We start from the raw sequence: 4,862 nt of genomic DNA, 5'->3' as shown, positions 1-4,862 counted from the left end.
GGGCGGGTGGGGTCGACGCGCTCGCCCTCGCCGTCGGCCCGCCGTCCGTCGGGCTGTTCCTCGGCGGGGGCGGCGTACGGATTGCCGAGCGCCACGACGCCGGCCTCGGCGGCCTTGTGCATCTGGTGGGTGCGGATGAGGACTTCGGCGACCTGGCCGTCGCCGCGCGCGACGGCGGTGTGCAGCGACTGGTACAGGTTGAACTTCGGAACGGCGATGAAGTCCTTGAACTCCGAGACCACGGGCGTGAGGCAGGTGTGCAGCTCCCCGAGGACGGCGTAGCAGTCGGCGTCCTCACCGACGAGGACCAGGATCCGGCCGAAGTCGGTGCCGCGCAGCCGTCCGCGTTTTCGGGAGACACGGTGCAGGGAGACGAAGTGGCGGGGCCTGATGAGGACTTCGGCCTGGATGCCCGCCTCGCGCAGCACGCCGCGTACCTCGTCGGCGATCTCGGCGAGCGGGTCGCTCTCCTGTGCGGCGTTGTCCGCGATGAGGCCGCGGGTGTGGGCGTACTCCTCGGGGTGGAGGATCGCGAAGACGAGGTCCTCCAGCTCCGTCTTGAGCGCCTGTACGCCGAGTCGTTCGGCGAGGGGGATCAGGACGTCCCGGGTGACCTTGGCGATGCGTTCCTGCTTCTCCGGGCGCATCACACCGAGGGTGCGCATGTTGTGCAGCCGGTCGGCGAGTTTGATCGACATCACGCGGACGTCGTTGCCGGTGGCGACGAGCATCTTGCGGAAGGTCTCGGGTTCGGCGGCGGCGCCGTAGTCGACCTTCTCCAGTTTGGTGACGCCGTCCACGATGAAGCACACCTCGGCGCCGAACTCCTCGCGCACCTGATCGAGGGTCACATCGGTGTCCTCGACGGTGTCGTGGAGCAGAGAGGCCGTCAGGGTCGTGGTCTCCGCGCCGAGTTCGGCGAGGATCAGCGTCACGGCGAGGGGGTGGGTGATGTACGGCTCGCCGCTCTTGCGCATCTGACCGCGGTGCGAGGACTCGGCGAGGACGTACGCCCGGCGCAACGGTTCCAGGTCGGCGTCGGGGTGGTGGGCCCGGTGTGCCTCGACGACATGGCTGATCGCGTCGGGCAACCGGTCGCGGGTCGTCGGGCCCAGGAGTGCGGCGCGGCCCAGACGGCGCAGGTCGATACGAGGTCGGCCCTTCCTGCGGTGCGCTGGTGGCGGCGCAGGGGCGGGCGATACGGCGGGGTTCGTGGCCTCCGCGCTCATGGGCACCTCCGGCTGCGTGGACCGGCGGACGGGTGCCCCAGGGCGTGCGGCGGCTCAGGGGATCGTGTCGTTCCCCCGTCCGTGCCGGTGCTTGATGCTACCGAGCCCATCACGCCCGTCCGACCGCCTCTCGCCGAGCGTGAAACGGATCACCCATTCGAGCGATGGTTCCGAGGTTTGCGTTTTCGGGCCACGTCACCGGAGTGGGCCATGGATTCGCACCCCTGGACGCGTGACGGGCTTGGATCTTTACGGCGTTCGCCCTGCGGACACCGTCATACCAAGCCCTACCACACTTCAACGTGCCGCGTTTTCCAGCCAGTTGGCATCGATCTCGCCCTGGGCCACGATCACGGCGGGGCCGGTCATCTCGATCTCGCCGTCGGGCCGTTCGGTGATCACCAGGGTGCCGCCGGGCACGTCGACGGTGTAGGTCGCCGGGGTGCCCGTGACCGCCGGGTCGGCGCCGTCGCGCCGGGCGGTGGCCACGGCGACGGCGCATGCGCCGGTGCCGCAGGAGCGGGTCTCGCCGGAGCCGCGCTCGTGCACCCGCATCGCCACGTGGCCCGGGCCCCGGTCGACGACGAACTCGACGTTCACGCCGTCCGGGTAGGCGGAGGCGGGGCTGAAGGGCGGCGGGGCGTACAGGTCGCCGGCGTCCGCGAGGTCGTCGACGAACGCCACCGCGTGCGGGTTGCCCATGTTGACGTTGCGCGCGGGCCAGCTGTGCTCGCCGACGCTCACGGTCACGTCCCCCTCGGGGAGGCGGGCGCGGCCCATGCCGACGGTGACGTCACCGTCCTTGTCGATGTGGACCTTCTTCACGCCCCCGCGCGTGGCGACGGTGAGGTCGCCCTCGGTGACGTGCCCGGCGTGCAGGAGGTAGCGCGCGAAGACGCGGACGCCGTTTCCGCACATCTCGGCGATCGACCCGTCGCCGTTGCGGTAGTCCATGAACCACTCCGCCTCGGCGGCCAGTTCCTTCGCCTCGGGGTGCGCGGCGGAGCGGACGACGTGCAGCACGCCGTCACCACCGATGCCCGCGCGGCGGTCGCACAGGGCGGCGACGGCGGCCGGGGGGAGATCGATGGCGTTCTCGGGGTCCGGGACGATCACGAAGTCGTTCTCGGTCCCGTGACCCTTGAGGAAGGCGATCCGCGTGCTCATTCCTCGATCGTACGGGAGCGCTCCGCCGGGTGGGCCGGGTGAGGGCTTGCGGTTCGAGGGTCTCGCGCGAGTCGATCGTGGCTGGCCGCGCAGCCCCGCGCCCCTGACGGGGCGCTCCTCACGGGGCGCTCTGTGCGCGGCGCCCCTGTCTAACGGAGCCGGGCCACTCGCCAGACGGCCAGGAAGGCGACCGCGGCCACGACCAGGGCGTAGGCGAGGACAAGGCGCCAGTCCGGGCGGCGGCCGGAGCCTCGGGCGGGCAGGCCTGGCCACGTGTAACCGACCCGGCGGGCGGCCATCATGCCCCAGCCCGCCGCGGTGGCGCAGATCAGCAGGCCGAGCATGGCGACCACGGCGCCACCGTCCCCGAACTCGAAGGCGAGCGGGAAGGCGAACATCAGGGAGCCGACAGCGGCGAGGCCCACGATCGGGGCGAGCTGCCAGAGCCGCAGTCTGCGCTGGGGGCGCAGCTCGACCTCCACCTCCGGACCGGACATCTCGTCCGGTTCCGGTCCGTCGTCGCTGACGCCGTCGGGGGTCTGGTCCTCGGGACCGTCGGGGCTCAGCGGATCACCTTCGGAATCCAGTGCGTACCCCTCGGTAACCAGCTGGTCCGCGTCCTGCGCGGTGCCCTGCTCCGTGCTTTGTGCGGTGTCGCGAGGGCCGGCCTCCATCGCCACGCGCCCTCCCAACTCGGACTCCACTTGGTCGATCGAAGCTTGATGATGGCACGCCCCCGGATGCCGGGATGACCGCCGGGGCGACCCGATGCCATGACGTGATCAGGCTGTGACCGGTCGTTCGACCAACGCCAGTGCGAGCTGCGGGAGTTCCGTCAGGTCGGCGAGCCCCCCCTTGAGCCAATGCACCCGCGGGTCGCGTCTGAACCATGAATCCTGGCGGCGCGCGAAGCGCTTGGTGGCCCGCACGGTCTCCGCGCGCGCCTCGTCCAGGGTGCACCGCCCGGCGAGGGCCGCGAGGACCTGCTGGTAGCCGAGCGCACGCGACGCCGTACGCCCCTCGCGCAACCCCTGCGCCTCCAGTGCGCTCACTTCTTCGACCAGTCCGGCGTCCCACATGCGGTCGACCCGGCGGGCGATGCGCTCGTCGAGTTCGGGCCGCGCCACGTCGACGCCGATCTGGACGGTGTCGTAGACCGCGTCATGGCCCGGCAGGTTCGCCGTGAACGGCTTTCCGGTGATCTCGATCACTTCGAGGGCGCGGACGATGCGGCGGCCGTTGCTGGGCAGGATCGCCTCGGCGGCCTCGGGGTCGGCGGCGGCGAGCCGGGCGTGCAGCGCGCCGGAGCCGCGCAACGCCAGCTCCTCCTCCAGGCGGGCGCGGATCTCGGGGTCCGTGCCGGGGAACTCCAGGTTGTCGACGGCTCCGCGGACGTACAGCCCGGAGCCGCCCACCAGGATCGGCCAGCGGCCGTCGGCGAGCAGGGCGTCGATCCGGGCGCGGGCGAGCCGTTGGTACTCGGCGACGCTGGCGGCGGCCGTCACGTCCCAGATGTCCAGGAGGTGGTGCGGGACTCCGTCGCGCTCCTCGGGGGTCAGCTTGGCGGTGCCGATGTCCATCCCCCGGTAGAGCTGCATGGAGTCGGCGTTGACGACCTCGCCGCCGAGGCGCTGGGCCAGAAAGACGCCCAGATCGGACTTGCCGGCCGCGGTCGGTCCGACGACGGCGATGACCCGTGGGGAGGGAACTGCGTTGCTCACCGACCCAGTCTCGCAAATGTCGGGGCCTGTTCTCGAACGAACTACGTGACGCGGGGGAGCCGGAGTCGTTGCGTGTTGCGTGTTCGCAGCGCCGGTTTCGAGTACCGGCGACCCGGATGACGCAATCGGACGCTCCGGGAGAGGGCGGGAATTAACCCGCATGATTAGCATTGAGGTTGATATGGGCGTTTTCTCACTGTTCCGTCGTAAGGCGAAGGACGCGGACGAGGCCGCCGTGACGGCGCCCGAGCCGGACGCCGAGACGGAGGCGGAGGAGCCGGAGGAGGCGAAGGGAGCCACCGAGGCCGTCCGGCCGGAGGCCGGAAGCACGGCCGAGGCCGATGCGGAGGGCGACGCGGCCGAGCCGGCGGTGGAGGCCGTCGACGCGGCGGACGACGTGGAGATCCCCAAGCAGCAGACGGCCGATCAGGCGGCGGACAACGAGTCCGGTGAGAACGCCCGCAAGTGACTGCCCGCGCGGGAAGGTGAATCATGCGTCTGCTGGATAATCTGAAGTCCAAACTCTCCCCGGCCAAGGACAAGGTCTCGCACCTCGCTCAGAAACACGAGGGCAAGATCCACCACGGTCTGGACAAGGCCGCTCACACGGTCGACAGGAAGACCAAGGGCAAGTACAGCGACAAGATCCAGTCGGGCACGGGCAGGGCCAAGCACGCCATGGACCGACTCGCGCACCACGAGGGCGGTCACACGCCCCCGCCCCCGGGCGGCGGCGCCACACCCC

At 71.0% G+C, this 4,862-nt stretch carries 6 protein-coding genes; 2 read left to right on the top strand and 4 right to left on the bottom strand.

From position 1 onward, the window contains the following. The 4 genes from GWK25_RS09390 to miaA all read right to left on the bottom strand — a co-directional run. The coding region (locus tag GWK25_RS09390; RefSeq protein ID WP_215457286.1) for an HD domain-containing protein at positions 1-1,229 on the bottom strand (1,229 nt) is incomplete at its 3' end. 297 nt (positions 1,230-1,526) lie between these two features. After that, positions 1,527-2,396 (bottom strand): diaminopimelate epimerase, encoded by an 870-nt coding sequence (dapF, locus tag GWK25_RS09385; RefSeq protein WP_215449327.1) that lies wholly within the window; start codon positions 2,394-2,396, stop codon positions 1,527-1,529. Positions 2,397-2,545: 149 nt separating this feature from the next. Continuing rightward, positions 2,546-3,070: a hypothetical protein gene (locus GWK25_RS09380; protein ID WP_184903771.1), complete on the bottom strand. Its 525-nt coding sequence runs from the start codon at positions 3,068-3,070 to the stop codon at positions 2,546-2,548. 108 nt (positions 3,071-3,178) lie between these two features. Beyond that, positions 3,179-4,117: a tRNA (adenosine(37)-N6)-dimethylallyltransferase MiaA gene (gene miaA / locus GWK25_RS09375; RefSeq protein ID WP_215449326.1), complete on the bottom strand. Its 939-nt coding sequence runs from the start codon at positions 4,115-4,117 to the stop codon at positions 3,179-3,181. Positions 4,118-4,298: 181 nt separating this feature from the next. On the opposite strand from miaA, the gene GWK25_RS09370 reads away from it, so the two are divergent. Both GWK25_RS09370 and GWK25_RS09365 read left to right on the top strand, forming a co-directional pair. After that, the gene (locus GWK25_RS09370; RefSeq protein ID WP_215449325.1) at positions 4,299-4,586 is read left to right on the top strand and encodes a hypothetical protein; all 288 of its coding nucleotides are present in this window, start codon (positions 4,299-4,301) and stop codon (positions 4,584-4,586) included. Between the two features lie 23 nt (positions 4,587-4,609). Beyond that, positions 4,610-4,862: antitoxin (locus tag GWK25_RS09365; RefSeq protein WP_215449324.1), on the top strand; the 253-nt coding region annotated here is incomplete at its 3' end.

It is taken from the genome of Streptomyces sp. ATCC 21386 (genome assembly GCF_018728545.1).
In the GTDB taxonomy this organism is placed as follows: domain Bacteria; phylum Actinomycetota; class Actinomycetes; order Streptomycetales; family Streptomycetaceae; genus Streptomyces.
Note: the sequence above shows the minus strand (reverse complement) of the source record. Positions and strands in the feature narration are given on the sequence as shown.